The organism is Empedobacter sedimenti (assembly GCF_030005555.1).
GTDB lineage: Bacteria > Bacteroidota > Bacteroidia > Flavobacteriales > Weeksellaceae > Empedobacter > Empedobacter sedimenti.
In genome coordinates this window covers 219,929-233,806 of record NZ_JASCQG010000001.1, presented here as the reverse complement: position 1 = coordinate 233,806, position 13,878 = coordinate 219,929, and the positions used below count along the sequence as shown (strand labels likewise).

Here is a 13,878-nt window from a genome sequence, read left to right as displayed (position 1 = left end):
CACAATTCTCGCAATTGTACAAGTTGCCTATTTTTATTGAACATTTTATTGAACATCTACAAAGTGATGATTTAGTTGATGAAATGATTGTTTTTATTCAACATCATTACGGTGGACACGAAATAGACGAGGATTGGAAAACTGATCAAAAATTACCTTTCATAAAAATTGAGGTAGCACATATCGATCACAGTTATTTACCAATCATTGTTTTCGAAGTTCCTAAAATTGACAAAGAAATTCATCAAGAACCTATTACTTTTTCTGATGAAAACTATATTTATTCTTATTATTTAGATTCTATTTGGCAACCGCCTAAACATTCATAATTATAATTGATTACATATTGATTTTGAATTTTTCAAAATCAAAACTTACCGCTTATAATTTATTGTTATAAGCTAAATATTAATCTATTTAATTATACGATGTTAAATAAAATTATTGATTTTTCAATCAAGAATAAATTCATCGTGGGTTTGTTTACGCTTGCACTTATTTTATTTGGTGCATACGAAGTGACGCGTTTACCCATTGATGCACAGCCTGATATTACATCTAATCAGGTTCAAGTTCTTACAGTTGCACCATCATTTAGTGCAGAAGATATAGAGCGTTTGGTTACTTATCCAGTAGAACAAGCAAATTCAAATATTGCTGGAATTACAGAAATTCGAAGTTTTTCACGTTTCGGTTTGTCTTTAGTAACCATCGTTTTTAATGACGATACAGATATTTATTGGGCAAGACAACAAGTTGGCGAACGCCTTTCACAAGTTAAAGACGAAATTCCTGAAGGTATTGGTCAACCACAATTAGGACCAATTTCAACAGGTTTAGGAGAAATTTATCAATATGTTGTTCGTCCTGCAGAAGGTTACGAAGATCAGTATGATGAAACTGAATTACGTACAATTCAGGATTGGATTGTTCGTCGACAGCTATTAGGAGTAGAAGGAGTTGCTGATGTAAGTAGTTTTGGAGGAAAATTAAAACAGTACGAAATTGCTGTAGATCCACAACGTTTACAAGCGCTCAATCTTACAATTAATGATTTATTTGAGGCTCTTTCTTCAAATAATCAAAATACAGGAGGTGCCTATATTGAGAAAGGACCTACTTCGCTATTCATTCGTTCCGAAGGATTAATCGGGCAAATTGCTGATATAGAAAATATTGTTGTTCGTCGTTCAACGAGTGGAACACCAATTTTAATGAAAGATGTTGCAGAAATAAAAAATGGCTTCGCAACGCGTTATGGTGCGATGACTTATAATGGTAAGCAAGAAGTTTCTGGAGCTGTTGTTATGATGTTGAAAGGAGCAAATAGCCATGAAGTTGTACAGAATGTACAGAACAGAATTGAAGAAATAAAGAAAACATTGCCAGAAGGTATTGTGATTGAACCTTTCTTAGATCGCAAGAAAATGGTTGATAATACAATTAAAACAGTTGAAGTAAATCTATTAGAAGGTGCTCTGATTGTTGTTTTTATCTTAGTTCTATTTTTAGGTAATTTTCGTGCTGGTTTTATTGTAGCATCAGTTATTCCATTAGCAATGTTATTTGCTATTATAATGATGAATCTTTTTGGAGTTGGAGGTAACTTGATGAGTTTGGGTGCTTTAGATTTTGGATTGATTGTAGATGGGGCCGTTATTATTGTAGAGGCTGCGATGCATCAATTGGCACATAGCAAAAAGTTTGGTTTAAATAATAAATTATCACAGAATGATATGAACCAAACAGTAGGATCAGCAGCAAAAAAAATGGTGAATTCTGCAGTTTTTGGACAAATCATTATTCTAATTGTTTACTTACCCATTTTTACTTTACAAGGAATTGAAGGAAAAATGTTCAAACCAATGGCTCAAACAGTAGCTTTTGCATTAATTGGCGCATTTATTCTTTCGTTAACTTATGTTCCGATGATGAGCAGCTTATTTCTTAGTAAAAAGAAAAAAATAAAACCAAATTTTTCGGATAAAGCGATTGCAAAAGCAGAACAAATTCATCAAAAGTATTTAGTGAAGGCTTTACGCGCTCGCAAACTAATTTTAGGTGTTGTAGTCTTACTTTTTGCATTATCAATTTTTGTAATGTCTCGTTTAGGTGGAGAATTTATACCTGCTTTAGAAGAAGGAGATTTTGCGGTAGAAGCTCGTATTTTACCAGGAAGTAATCTTTCTACAACGATAGAGTATACAAACAAAGCTTCTCAAATCTTGAAAGAACGTTTTCCTGAAGTTGAAATGGTTGTAGCTAAAATTGGATCAGGTGAAATTCCGACAGATCCAATGCCAATGGAAGCTGGTGATTTGATTGTTGTATTAAAACCTAAAAAAGAATGGACTTCGGCTTCTACATTTCCTGAATTAGCTGAAAAAATGACCAAAGAATTAGAAGAAGTTCCTGGTTTGTCTGTTGGTTTTCAGTTTCCTGTTCAAATGCGATTTAATGAATTGATGACAGGAGCTAGACAAGATGTTGTCGTGAAAATTTTTGGAGAAAACTTGGACAGTTTAGTATCAAACGCAAATAAAATCGGAAAGATTGTTAACACTGTTGAAGGCGCTCAAGATTTATACATCGAGCCAATTGAAGGAACTCCACAAATTGTGATTGATTTTGATAGAGCTTTATTAGCTCAATATGGATTGAATATTGGTGAAGCAAACAGAATAATCAATATGGCGTTCGCTGGTCAATCTACTGGGAAAGTTTTTGAAGGTGAAAAACGTTTTGACCTTGTTGTTAGATTAGCTGATAACAAACGTTCTAACATTGATGATATAAAAAATCTATTGATTCCGACACCATCAGGAAATCAAATTCCATTACAGCAAATCGCGAATGTAGCGTACAAGAATACACCAAATCAAATTCAGCGAGAAGATGCAAAGCGACGGATTGTAGTTGGCTTTAATGTAAAAAATCGTGATGTAGAAAGTGTTGTCAACGAATTACAACAAAAAGTAAATGCTCAAGTAAAATTACCAACTGGCTATTATACCACTTATGGTGGAGCTTTTGAGAATCTTAATCAAGCAAAAGAACGTTTAGGAGTTGCAGTTCCTATTGCTTTGGTTCTGATTTTTGTGTTACTATTTTTTGCGTTTAATTCTATTAAAGAAAGTTTACTTATTTATACCGCAATTCCACTTTCATCGATTGGTGGTGTTTTATTATTAGCTGCAAGAGGTTTACCTTTTAGCATTAGTGCTGGTGTTGGTTTTATTGCACTTTTCGGAATTGCAGTTTTAAACGGAATCGTATTAATTTCTGAATATAATCGTCTGAAAAAAGCTGGTATTACAAGTCCAGTTCATACGGTTCTTATAGGAACACGAACTCGTTTACGACCAGTATTAATGACTGCTGCAGTTGCATCTTTAGGCTTTTTACCAATGGCTTTGAGTAATGGATCTGGAGCCGAAGTTCAACGTCCGTTAGCTACCGTTGTAATTGGTGGTTTAATTGGCGCAACATTTTTAACCCTTTTTGTTTTACCAATTTTATACGTTATGTTCGAAAAAACTCATTTCTCGAAGCGCAAATCAAAGTCGCTTCCAACTCTAATTTGTATTGCACTATTTTTATCAGCTTCTGTTGTAAATGCGCAAGAACGCTTGACATTTGATGAAATGATACAAATGGCTGAAACAGCAAATTTGGAAATTAAGCAAGCTGAATTAAATACATTATATCATCAAAAAAATATCAATTCGAATCGATCATTAACGCCGATAGAAATTTCTTCAGAATTTGGGCAAGTTAATTCAGGCGAATTTGATAGTAAATTTTCGATTAATCAAACGTTTCAGTTTCCTATTGTTTTTAAACGTCAAAAGATGTTGAACGAACAATTAATAAATTCGTCTAAAGTTGCAGAAAGTTTGACAAAAACTGAGGTTAATCAACGCATTGCGTTGTTATATGTCGGTATGCAAAATATTGAGAATTCGCAAGATATTCTAAATGAAAGTTATTCTATTTATCAGCAATTTTTAGATAAAGCTAATCTGAGATTAAAGAAAGGCGAGTCAAATAAAAGTGAAGTCTCTACTGCGATTCTGCAATTAAAATCAATTGAAAATCAATTGCGATTAAGCAAAGTTGAGTTAGATAATTACGCAAGACAAATTCAGTATTTTACCAATTCTACAAGACTAATTTATCCAACAAAAAATGCTATTAATTGGCATTCTTTAGTCTTTTCAGACACTCATCCTTTGTTGAAATTAGCCAACGAAAATGTTCACACAGCGAATTTGGAAGTTGACTTAGAAAAATCAAAGAAAATTCCTTCGGTATCAGTAGGATATTCTAATCAAAGTTTTTCAGATTTAGATAAAAATCGTTACAACTCGTTTCAAGTTGGTTTACAATTACCATTGTTTAATCGTGGAATTAATTCTTCAATAGAAGCTTCAAAAGTAAAAGTTGATCTTGCTAAGCAAACTTTAGTTATACAATCTGCAAAAATGAAGCAAGAGTTTGATCTTATAAAAAATCAGATTATTGCTTATGATGAAATTACTAAAGATTTTGAAAAAAATCAATTGCCAGCTGCAAATGATTTACAAAAAACAATTAACAGACAGCTACTTGAAGGAGAAATTAATTTCTTGGATTGGGTTATTTTGAACAATCAAGTTATAGAAGTTAAAACGAAATACCTAGAAGCTAAAAATCAACGAGAACTAGCTTTTGCAACAATTTCTTATTACACAACAGAATAAAATGAAACATATAATCATATTAATATACGCAACATTATTCTTAATAAGTTGTAGTAAAAATGAACCAAATATTGAAGAAGTTAAAACAGAAACAACATCTACTTCAATTGTAAAATTGAGCGATATACAAACAAAAAATAGTGGAATTGATACGATTTCTTTTCAGAATAAATCGATGCCTACAATTATTCGTTTAAATGCCAAAGCTGAAGTTACACCACAAAATACGGTTTCTATTACTAATCCTTTTGGAGGTTATGTAAAACGAATTGCACTAATACCTGGAAATTATGTTAAGAAAGGTCAAGTTGTTGTGGTTTTGGAAGATCCGCAATATATACAAATGCAAGAGGATTATTTAACGACAAAAGCTTTGTTAGAACAAGCAAATTCAGATTTTGTGCGTCAAAGAGATTTGAATGCTGAAAAAGCTGCAAGTGATAAAGTAATGCAACAAGCAAAAGCTTCAAAACAAACTTTATTAGTAAGAAAGCGTTCTTTAGAAGAAAAATTACGCTTAATGAATATTAATCCATCAATGGTTTCATTAAATAATATTAGCAAAACAATTAATGTTTATGCGCCAATGAGTGGTATGGTTAGCGAGGTTTTTACAAATACAGGTCAATATGTTTCGCCAGCAAATGCAATGTTAGAAATTATTAATCCAAATAGTTCTTTACTAAATGTAAAAGTTTACGAGAAAGATTTAAGTAACATTCAGGTTGGACAATATTTGAAAGCTTTTACAAATGCAAAACCAGATCAAAAATTAGAGGCTCAAATTTCATCTATTTCAAATCAAGTAAATGAAGATGGAACAGTTGATGTTTATGCAAAAGTTACCAACGCAAATGGTTTGAAAATGACTGCAAATATGTATTTTAATGTAGAATTGGAAATCAATCAACTAAGAACAAATGTTTTACCACAAGAAGCTGTGGTTCATTACGAAGGTAAAGATTATGTTTTTGAAGTTTTGGGTAAAAATCAATTCAAAATAACACCTGTAATTCTAGGTATTTCTTCTAACAATTTCGTTGAGATTAAATCTCCAGTAAATTCAGGCAAAATTTATGTCAAAAAAGGAGCTTACAATCTTCTCAATGCACTAAAAAATAGTGGAGAAGAGGAATAAATAACACAAAAAGCGACTTGATTTCAAGTCGCTTTTTTATGTAAATAATTCAATTATTAAAATTACTTAATATATGTTTTATTTCCATTACTATTAATGTAATATTTACCACCTTGTGGACCTACATATACTTTATGACCATTGTAAGTGCCAGCAGTTGTCGTTTTAGCTACAGTCGTTTTAGTTTCTTTTTTCGTAGGAGTTGTTTTCTCCACTTTTTTTGCTGTAACCACCTTTTTTTCAGTAACAGCTTTAGGAGTAGTTTCAGTTTTTTTAGTTGTAGTCGTTTTTACTTCCTTTTTAGCATCTGTCCCTTTTTTATCAGTTGATGCTTTTGTTGTTTTTTTACAGTTTCTGTTTTTGTTGCTTTTGCTGGTGTTTTTGTTTGTGCAATTGCAGCACCTCCAGAAATTGCAAATAAGCTAAGCGCGATAGCTGTTTTTTTAATTAGATTCATTGTGTTTTGTTTTAATTATAATTTTTATTCAGTTAAAATTGATATTTAAAATTAACCAAATCTTTTACCAAATAATCAAATTAAAACTAAAGATTAGCTTAAGAAAATTATCTTAAATGATCTAATAACATTTCTGCTGTAGCAGGGTTTGTAGCTAACGGAATATTATGTACATCACATAATCTTAGCAACATATTTACATCAGGTTCGTGCGGATGTTTTCCCATTGGATCGCGGAAAAAGAAGACCATATTTGTTTTTCCTTCTACAACACGAGCAGCAATTTGTGCATCGCCTCCAAGTGGTCCAGATAAGTATTTAGTAACTGTTAATCCTGTTTGTTCAGCGTATTTACCCGTTGTTCCTGTTGCTACAAACGTAATGTTGTTTTTGTTCAAAGCGTCTTTGTGTTTCATTAAGAAATTCACCATTTCAGCTTTTTTTCCGTCATGTGCGATTAATGCTATTTCCATATATTTTTTCTATTAAACCGAAAATCTTACTTTTGTACAAATTTAATAGAACAATCTTACATTTTAAGAATTGTTTTTTCAAATTATAAACAGTCAAATACGATGAAATTTAATTTATTAACGGTAAAAGAGATTGTAAAGTTAACTGATGATGCAGTTCAGATTTCGTTTGAAGTTCCTGAAAATTTACATGCTGATTACACTTTTTTACCTGGTCAATATATTACGCTAAATATAAATGGAGAGCGAAGAGATTATTCTTTGTGTGTTTCTCCTAATGATAAAAAATGGAGTATAGGAGTTAAATCTCAACCAAATGGAAAAGTATCTTCTTATTTAGCAAATGAACTAAAAGTTGGAGATCAGTTAGAGGTATCAACACCAGCTGGACGTTTTTCTATTCCAACGAAACCAAATGAAAAACGAACTTTGTTGGCTTTTACTGCAGGAAGTGGAATTACGCCAATTATGAGTATGTTAGAATTTACGCTACAAACTGAGGAATGGGTTAATTTTCATATTTTCTATGTGAATAGAGATGAAAATTCAATTATGTTTAAAGAACGTTTGACAGAATTGAAACAACAATATCCAAACAATGTTTTTATTCATCATTTTTATACACGTCAAGATCAAGAAAACTTTATTTATAATGGACGAATTGATGAAAAGAAATTTGATTTAATATTGAACCAAATTATTGATATCAACGAAGTTGACGAAGCAATGATTTGTGGTCCAGAAGAAATGATTTTGACTTTAGCGAAAAAAATTAACGAAGCTGGAATCATTGAAAAACATATTCATTTCGAAATGTTCAATCCTTCAATTAAAACAGAAGATATTTTTACCAAACATGATGAAGGTCCACAAACAGTTCAGGTTACTGTAACGCTTGATGGCGAAACTTCTGAAGTGACTTGGGATAGAGGAAAAAATTTGATTGATACAATGCTTGATGCTGGTATTGATGCGCCTTATTCGTGTAAGGGAGGTGTTTGTTCGTCTTGTATGTGTAAAATTACAGAAGGAGAAGTGCATGTGGGCGACAACTATGTGTTAACAGATTCTGATTACGAAGAAGGAATGACATTAGCTTGTATTTCTCGTCCAAAAACAGCTACTTTAGCAATTGATTTTGACGATGTTTAATTTCAGTTTAGCTTGAAAATATAAAGAAATGCGAACCTTTTTAAGTTCGCATTTTTTTATGTTTATGATTATATTTATTCTTCGTCAAACATATCCTTAAAAGACACAAATTCTCGACCAGGAAGAACTAAATTTAATAATACTCCAATAATAGATGCTAAAGCCATCCCTTCTAAAGAAAATAAATCATCAACATGTATTGCCATTCCACCAATACCAATAATCAATATGACAGACGAAATAATTAGATTACGTTTGATCTTAAAATCTACTTTATTTTCTATTAACATTCTCAATCCACTTGAAGCTATAATTCCGAACAATAGGATTGAAACTCCACCCATAACAGGTGTTGGAATTGTGCTTAGTAAAACCGAAATTTTGCCACAAAAACCAAATAAAATTGCAAAGCAAGCTGCACCAATAAATACATAAATACTAAATGCTCTTGTTATAGCCAATACTCCAATATTTTCGCCATAAGTTGTACTTGGTGGTCCTCCTAAACAAGCCGCAATCATAGTTGCAATACCATCTCCAAACATAGAGCGGTCTAAACCTGGATCTTCAATCAAGTCTTTGTTTACAACTTTACTTAAAACTAACTGATGTCCAATATGTTCTGCGATCGGAACAATTGTTACCGGAATCATTAACACAATTACATACCAACTAAAAGTAGGAGTATAATGAACAAATGGAACTGTAAAATCCGGAATCATAAACCAATTAGCGTCTATAACTGGTTGTAAATCCACAACTCCCATTGCAATTGAAAATAAATATCCTCCAATAATCCCAACTAAAACGGGAATTACACTCAAAAAACCTTTACTAAAAATTGCTGTAATTATCGTTATAAATAAGGTAACAAAACCAATTGTAACATAGATTAAATCATAGTTTCCTGAAGGATTATTTGTTACCATTTTAACTGCTGTTGCCGCTAATCCTAAACCAATAACCATAATTACCGGACCTACAACAATAGGAGGTAAGAGTTTCATTAACCATTTAGTTCCTGCTTTTGCAATAAACAAGGCGACAAGTGAATAGGTAACACCAACTAAAAAACTTCCGACTAAGAAACTACCTACAGCAAGTCCGCTATCTGGTTTAGCTTCAAGAGCTTTCATAGCAATAATTGGATTGATAAATGCAAACGATGAACCTAAATAAGAAGGAACTTTACCTCGTGTAATTAAAATAAAGACTAATGTGCCGATTCCACTAGAAATTAATGCAATAGAAGGGCTCATCCCCGTAAGTGCTGGTACTAAAACTGTTGCACCAAACATCGCAAAAAGATGTTGAATACTTAACAATATACCTTGTCCTAACTTCGGTTTTTCGTTGATAGCTAAGACAATATTCTGGTCATTTTGAAGACTCATTGTATAAGAAATTGTAAAAATGTGTTTGTTGTGCAAAAGTAATCTAAAACATAGAGCGAATAAAAGATTTAATAAAATTTTGAAGGTTTAATTTATCAATCATATTATTTTAATAATTTCAGGTTTTTGTCATACAAACCAATTAGAATACTGTTTCCTTTGTTGTCTATTTTAATACCACCAGCAACAGCATTCTCAAAAACATTTGCTTTGCCTTCTTGGAAAAAGTAAGATTCAGCCCCAAGACTTATATTTCCAAATTCAGTCTGATAGTATTTGATTCGATATTCGCCTTTATTTAATGGTAATTCATTAGGTTGTAATCGAACAAATTCAGCAATATTTTTCGCGTCCAATTTCACAATACAATACCCACGTTTTTCATCTGTTGACGAATCAAAGTTAGAACTGATATCATAATTAAGTGTCATATAATCACCTTGCATCAATGATCTTGGGTCAACAGGAGCAAGTTTAAGATAGATTAATTTTCCATTTTCTAATGTTTTCTCTTTTGAGAATACGGAAAAATTAAAAAACAAGAGTAATGCTATTAAATTAAGTAAGATTATTGGCCATTTATATTTTTTCATTGCTTGATAATTTTTTGTGAATAAACAAATAGATTCCGATAAATAAAGTGCCAGAAACCATTAATATAATGGATTTGTTAAGTAAAGTCATCTCCAAACTATAATAATAATTGATGATAGATGCGACTAATGATAAAATACCAATGACTAAACCAGTTTTGTAGTTGGTGTAAAAACATAGTAATATGATGAGTAAAGAGCATGATATTTCTGGAGAAAATATAGTTGGTAGTAAAATTATTACAGCAAACGAACTGTACAGTAATTTGTGGTTTGGCAAAGTAACATCTAATACCTCGAATATAGAATTTAGACTATATACTATTAGTGCAATAATGACCAAACTTAACATCCAATTGTAAACATTCGCACCTTCTCCTGTATAAATACACAAGCCAGCAACAATAGATAATATTAAGACAATTTTGATGACATTGTATAGCTTATTCAGAATAGGTAAGTAGCTGATCACTTTACCTTCATTTAGTGATAAATAGGCAAGTATAGCCACTTGTAGACTAAGAAAAATGAGTATAAAAATACCATCTCCGCTTATCATAACTAATGTATATAAACTTGCGCTAATACAAAAAAGAGAGACAAAGGAATATATATAGTTTTGTGTTATGAATAGGACTAAAATGGACAAAATGATAACAGTAAGACAGATTGTTTCAGTATCTAAGTGTTGTTCTATCAAACCAAATACTAGAAGAGCTAATCCACTAATATAAATGGAGATGCTTGTTATAGTAAACACCAGCTTTTTTGTAAAATAACATCCGGCTATTGTCAAAATAATCAAAATTATTCCAGTTATAATAAGTGTGGTTTCTGATTGAATTAATTCAGAAACAAATAAAAAAGCAATAAGAGCTAAACTTGCAAAAAAGCCACCAATAATTGCTATGATTTTAATAGGCAAAAATAAGTTTTCACTTTTTGAAATCTCTTGTTCAATTGCTTGTTGATTGATTACTAAATCAGAATCGTTTTCTTCCGATATTATTTGTTCAATTGTTTTCTGAACTTCATTAATTCTTTTCATTTTTCCATTTTTTTTGAAGTTTTAACAAAATCATCGTGATAATTGTAATAGAAACAGTAATAAATAAACTTGCTATTAAAAACATTCCTCCTTCATTTGTATCCATCACCAACATACTTGAAATAATAATGACTATTGCAAATGGAATAATAGCAAGATAAAAGATGTTTTTAGTTCTATATCCATATAAAATCCCAGCTACAAAACTGAGTAAATACACCAAAAAAGTTATATTGTTAATTAAACTTACATAGAAATAAGAAAAATTAATCATGGTAATAATTGAAGCTGTTGCAAAAGTAACAGTTGCAATGGCTAAAATGTTGGTGTACCAATTTGGCGCTTTTATTTGTTTGAAATAATAATTTGATAAAATATTCATAATTAATACACTTCCATTTATGCAATATAGAATAAAAGGAGTGGTAATTTCATCCCAACCATTTGATACTTGGTCTGTGTACAAAATAAATGTTGTATTAATCAATAACATAAATATTAACCATAACGGATAAAAATTGGCTGCAATAACCCAAATACTGATACAAATAGTCCAGATTAGGAAAAAATCATAAGCATTTGCACCTGTCTGATAAATCTGTCCGAAAACTGCATAAAGAACACCAACTAAAAGTGCTGCACCAGTTAAGACAATATTTTTTAGGTTTTCTTTGATTTTCAGAAAATAAGCTAGACCTATTGTAAGTATAATCAGAAACTGAATTAAACCTAGTTTAACAAACTTGTTTAATTCGTCCCAATTGTAAGCAAAAAAGAAGATTAAACCTGCAACTAGAAAACTTACACCGAGTGAGATAAAGAGAATTTGCAAAAATTTGTACCATGAAACTTTATCATTGTACACATTTTTTATGAGTAAATTTTGAACGCTTTGCTTAGATAAATTACTGTGGCGACTTATAATATGAATTTCTTCTTGTTCTATTTTATTCATAGAAATTAAGTTATAGGGTAAAAGTACTTTAAATTATATAGTTTGATCTCACTAATAATAATGAAATTTTGTAAAAGTAAGTACTAATTGTATAAGATAATATTAGTCTTTTCAGACGAAATTTGTCTTATAAATATTAACAATATGGAAACAAGAGAAATAAAATTTAAAACAAATATAAATTGTAGTGGTTGTGTGAGTAAAGTAAAACCATTTTTAGACAATTTAGATGGAGTAGAGTCGTGGGAAGTTGATACAACTGTTGATGATAAAGTATTGACTGTAAAAACGACAAACGAAACGAATGAAGAAATAGTAGATGCAGTTGAAGAAGTTGGATTTATTGCAGATGAAATAGAGGAATAAATAGTTTTTTAGGTAAAGTTAGTAATCAATTTTTTGTGATAATTGATGAAGATTCCCTTCATAAACTCAGGTTTATGAGGGGTTTCAAATTTTATTTGATATTTTTTCGTAATCGATTTTTGTATTGAATAAAATAGATAACTACCAACAAAAATTGCGTGATAAATAATAAAATAATCCAAGTATTAATTCGAGCAGAGAATTCAGAAATTTGAACCATCAAATTACTTTCTTTTTCAATTAAATCCTCTGTAAATGATTTTAAATAATTAATATCGTTTGTTTTTTCTACAATCATGATCTGTTTTTCCTTTTGACTATTTTTAAAAGGAACTAAATCAATTTGTTTGGCACTTAAATAAAAGAGAAACCCACAAATTAGAATAGAAACTGAAAGTAGAAAGTATTGAATATAACGCATATTGTCTAAATAAATATTCGTCAAATATACTATTGAAATTGCTCTTGCAACAAATCTAATTTTGTTTAGCTTGTATCACATGAGCCAAATGATGTTGACAATGCCACGCATAAATGGCTAAATTTGTTTTAAGATCTACTAATTTATCCATTTCTGGATGTCTAAACTGCTTATTCCACTGCGTTTCTGTAAACGATTCAAGTAAAATAGTCCATCGATTATGTAAAGCGTCTAACAATTGTAAAGAAACCTCTATCGGAACATTTTTAGAATCATATAATTCTGCCCAAAGACTCTCATCATAAGGTTTTATTGCAGGTGTATCTTCAGTTAATGCTAACTTGAAACGACAATAACTGTTAAGATGACTATCCGCACAATGATGAACAACTTGTCTTATTGTCCAACCTTCTGGACGATAACGTTTCTCTAATTCTTCATCAGAAAGTAGTAATGTTTCTTGTCTTAATTTAGTAGGAAAATTTCTCAAAATTTCAATCCATTCTGCTTTTTTTTCTTCAGAAAAAGAAATTGGAGTTTGAAATCTTCCAACAGGATATTTTAGTTTTTCAATATTCTCCATAATCCGTTTATTTTAATGACGCCATTTTAAGCAAAGCGTTTGTTGTATTTGCATTTCTTGTTGTAGAAACTACATTTAGTATACTTTCTATTTTATTGTTATTTAATTTAGTTTTAGAATATCCATCAGGACAATAAAGGTAAACCATTCGATCTGTGAAATGAAATTCTTCATTTTCAGATAACAAACTTTCTAATTTAACACTATCAGCATTTTCAGGTGTTTTTGAAAGAAAAGTATAGTATAAATGTTCAGAACTTTTTGTCTCATCTTTCAAAAAAGGGTTTTCATCAATTAATTCCTGAAATTCATCTGTTGTAAATACAAGTGTTGGAACATCAAACTCAAAACTAGATTTTATTTTATCATAGATTTTACTTTCAATTTTCTTTGAGTTTTTTTGAGAAGTACAAAAGACAACATTTCCACTTTGTACGTAAGTTGTGACATTTTCATAACCCAATTCTTCGTACAAATTTACAAGTGCATCCATTTTGATTAGCTTTTTACCACTAACATTAATCCCTCTTAAAAGTGAAATAAATACTGACATATT

At 30.7% G+C, this 13,878-nt stretch carries 15 protein-coding genes; 5 read left to right on the top strand and 10 right to left on the bottom strand.

Going from position 1 to position 13,878, the window contains the following annotated elements:
* The first annotated feature begins 23 nt into the window (after positions 1–23).
* The 3 genes from QHG34_RS01190 (at position 24) to QHG34_RS01180 (ending at position 5,880) form a co-directional block, all read left to right on the top strand.
* Positions 24–329 carry a hypothetical protein gene (locus tag QHG34_RS01190; protein WP_282628266.1) on the top strand — a complete coding sequence of 102 codons (306 nt, stop codon included), beginning with the start codon at positions 24–26 and terminating at the stop codon, positions 327–329.
* A gap of 99 nt (positions 330–428) precedes the next feature.
* Positions 429–4,742: a CusA/CzcA family heavy metal efflux RND transporter gene (locus QHG34_RS01185; protein ID WP_282628264.1), complete on the top strand. Its 4,314-nt coding sequence runs from the start codon at positions 429–431 to the stop codon at positions 4,740–4,742.
* Position 4,743: 1 nt separating this feature from the next.
* Positions 4,744–5,880 (top strand): efflux RND transporter periplasmic adaptor subunit, encoded by a 1,137-nt coding sequence (locus tag QHG34_RS01180; protein WP_282628263.1) that lies wholly within the window; start codon positions 4,744–4,746, stop codon positions 5,878–5,880.
* A gap of 62 nt (positions 5,881–5,942) precedes the next feature.
* Here QHG34_RS01180 and QHG34_RS01175 read toward each other — a convergent pair whose 3' ends face one another.
* From QHG34_RS01175 to QHG34_RS01165, 3 genes are all read right to left on the bottom strand, one after another.
* Positions 5,943–6,113, bottom strand: coding sequence for a hypothetical protein (locus tag QHG34_RS01175; RefSeq protein WP_282628262.1), 171 nt, complete (start codon positions 6,111–6,113; stop codon positions 5,943–5,945).
* Between the two features lie 56 nt (positions 6,114–6,169).
* Positions 6,170–6,337 (bottom strand): hypothetical protein, encoded by a 168-nt coding sequence (locus QHG34_RS01170; protein WP_282628261.1) that lies wholly within the window; start codon positions 6,335–6,337, stop codon positions 6,170–6,172.
* 107 nt (positions 6,338–6,444) lie between these two features.
* Positions 6,445–6,810 carry a methylglyoxal synthase gene (locus tag QHG34_RS01165; protein ID WP_282628260.1) on the bottom strand — a complete coding sequence of 122 codons (366 nt, stop codon included), beginning with the start codon at positions 6,808–6,810 and terminating at the stop codon, positions 6,445–6,447.
* 102 nt (positions 6,811–6,912) lie between these two features.
* On the opposite strand from QHG34_RS01165, the gene QHG34_RS01160 reads away from it, so the two are divergent.
* Positions 6,913–7,962: a 2Fe-2S iron-sulfur cluster-binding protein gene (locus QHG34_RS01160; protein WP_282628258.1), complete on the top strand. Its 1,050-nt coding sequence runs from the start codon at positions 6,913–6,915 to the stop codon at positions 7,960–7,962.
* Between the two features lie 74 nt (positions 7,963–8,036).
* Here the strand turns inward: QHG34_RS01160 and QHG34_RS01155 are convergent, their stop codons facing one another.
* The 4 genes from QHG34_RS01155 to QHG34_RS01140 form a co-directional block, all read right to left on the bottom strand.
* Positions 8,037–9,356: a solute carrier family 23 protein gene (locus tag QHG34_RS01155; protein ID WP_282628256.1), complete on the bottom strand. Its 1,320-nt coding sequence runs from the start codon at positions 9,354–9,356 to the stop codon at positions 8,037–8,039.
* 104 nt (positions 9,357–9,460) lie between these two features.
* Positions 9,461–9,949, bottom strand: coding sequence for a GDYXXLXY domain-containing protein (locus QHG34_RS01150; RefSeq protein ID WP_282628254.1), 489 nt, complete (start codon positions 9,947–9,949; stop codon positions 9,461–9,463).
* Complete coding sequence (locus tag QHG34_RS01145; RefSeq protein ID WP_282628253.1) at positions 9,936–10,997, bottom strand: DUF4401 domain-containing protein; 1,062 nt, start codon at positions 10,995–10,997, stop codon at positions 9,936–9,938. The genes QHG34_RS01150 and QHG34_RS01145 overlap by 14 nt, the downstream gene beginning before the upstream one ends.
* A complete protein-coding gene (locus tag QHG34_RS01140; protein ID WP_282628252.1) occupies positions 10,984–11,952 on the bottom strand; it encodes a DUF2157 domain-containing protein in 969 nt (322 codons plus the stop codon). The genes QHG34_RS01145 and QHG34_RS01140 overlap by 14 nt, the downstream gene beginning before the upstream one ends.
* A gap of 144 nt (positions 11,953–12,096) precedes the next feature.
* On the opposite strand from QHG34_RS01140, the gene QHG34_RS01135 reads away from it, so the two are divergent.
* Positions 12,097–12,318 (top strand): heavy-metal-associated domain-containing protein, encoded by a 222-nt coding sequence (locus tag QHG34_RS01135; RefSeq protein WP_282628251.1) that lies wholly within the window; start codon positions 12,097–12,099, stop codon positions 12,316–12,318.
* 91 nt (positions 12,319–12,409) lie between these two features.
* Here the strand turns inward: QHG34_RS01135 and QHG34_RS01130 are convergent, their stop codons facing one another.
* The 3 genes from QHG34_RS01130 to QHG34_RS01120 all read right to left on the bottom strand — a co-directional run bounded on the left by QHG34_RS01130 (position 12,410) and on the right by QHG34_RS01120 (position 13,875).
* Complete coding sequence (locus QHG34_RS01130; protein ID WP_282628250.1) at positions 12,410–12,616, bottom strand: hypothetical protein; 207 nt, start codon at positions 12,614–12,616, stop codon at positions 12,410–12,412.
* A 178-nt stretch (positions 12,617–12,794) separates the two neighbouring features.
* Complete coding sequence (locus QHG34_RS01125; protein WP_282628249.1) at positions 12,795–13,322, bottom strand: YfiT family bacillithiol transferase; 528 nt, start codon at positions 13,320–13,322, stop codon at positions 12,795–12,797.
* 7 nt (positions 13,323–13,329) lie between these two features.
* A complete protein-coding gene (locus QHG34_RS01120; RefSeq protein WP_282628248.1) occupies positions 13,330–13,875 on the bottom strand; it encodes a DUF1697 domain-containing protein in 546 nt (181 codons plus the stop codon).
* Positions 13,876–13,878 lie beyond the last annotated feature (3 nt).

What these genes read in the sequence shown, in the direction of transcription:
- QHG34_RS01185 (WP_282628264.1), top strand. Translation starts at nt 429, where the DNA reads ATGTTAAATAAAATTATTGATTTTTCAATCAAGAATAAATTCATCGTG.
- QHG34_RS01180 (WP_282628263.1), top strand. Translation starts at nt 4,744, where the DNA reads ATGAAACATATAATCATATTAATATACGCAACATTATTCTTAATAAGT.
- QHG34_RS01170 (WP_282628261.1), bottom strand. Translation starts at nt 6,337, where the DNA reads ATGAATCTAATTAAAAAAACAGCTATCGCGCTTAGCTTATTTGCAATT.
- QHG34_RS01165 (WP_282628260.1), bottom strand. Translation starts at nt 6,810, where the DNA reads ATGGAAATAGCATTAATCGCACATGACGGAAAAAAAGCTGAAATGGTG.
- QHG34_RS01160 (WP_282628258.1), top strand. Translation starts at nt 6,913, where the DNA reads ATGAAATTTAATTTATTAACGGTAAAAGAGATTGTAAAGTTAACTGAT.
- QHG34_RS01155 (WP_282628256.1), bottom strand. Translation starts at nt 9,356, where the DNA reads ATGAGTCTTCAAAATGACCAGAATATTGTCTTAGCTATCAACGAAAAA.
- QHG34_RS01150 (WP_282628254.1), bottom strand. Translation starts at nt 9,949, where the DNA reads ATGAAAAAATATAAATGGCCAATAATCTTACTTAATTTAATAGCATTA.
- QHG34_RS01145 (WP_282628253.1), bottom strand. Translation starts at nt 10,997, where the DNA reads ATGAAAAGAATTAATGAAGTTCAGAAAACAATTGAACAAATAATATCG.
- QHG34_RS01140 (WP_282628252.1), bottom strand. Translation starts at nt 11,952, where the DNA reads ATGAATAAAATAGAACAAGAAGAAATTCATATTATAAGTCGCCACAGT.
- QHG34_RS01135 (WP_282628251.1), top strand. Translation starts at nt 12,097, where the DNA reads ATGGAAACAAGAGAAATAAAATTTAAAACAAATATAAATTGTAGTGGT.
- QHG34_RS01130 (WP_282628250.1), bottom strand. Translation starts at nt 12,616, where the DNA reads ATGATTGTAGAAAAAACAAACGATATTAATTATTTAAAATCATTTACA.
- QHG34_RS01125 (WP_282628249.1), bottom strand. Translation starts at nt 13,322, where the DNA reads ATGGAGAATATTGAAAAACTAAAATATCCTGTTGGAAGATTTCAAACT.
- QHG34_RS01120 (WP_282628248.1), bottom strand. Translation starts at nt 13,875, where the DNA reads ATGTCAGTATTTATTTCACTTTTAAGAGGGATTAATGTTAGTGGTAAA.